This window comes from Pantoea sp. EKM101V (assembly GCF_011800325.1).
Taxonomy (GTDB): Bacteria; Pseudomonadota; Gammaproteobacteria; order Enterobacterales; family Enterobacteriaceae; genus Pantoea; species Pantoea anthophila.
The window spans coordinates 1-232 of sequence record NZ_JAALFP010000052.1; the positions used below are offsets into that span (position 1 = coordinate 1).

Genomic DNA, 232 nt, shown 5'->3' on the forward strand with positions numbered 1-232 from the left:
AACGTGGCGCAGGCGATAAGCGGCGCGTCGGCACCTTACCTGGCCGAAAAGATACATGAGCTGACGACGGACGCGAATGGTAACGTCAATACCGAAGCGAACCTGATGGCGCACGCGGTACTGGGTGCGGTAAGCTCGTATGCATCCGGCAACTCGGCGCTGGCAGGCGCATCGGGCGCGGCGATGGGCGAGTACATCGCGCAGCAGCTGTATCCAGGCGTTAAACGTAAAG

The 232-nt window shown here is 61.2% G+C and carries 1 pseudogene; it reads left to right on the top strand.

Annotated elements, in window-relative coordinates:
- A pseudogene (locus HFD92_RS21590) lies at positions 1-232 on the top strand (filamentous hemagglutinin); the annotation flags it as partial.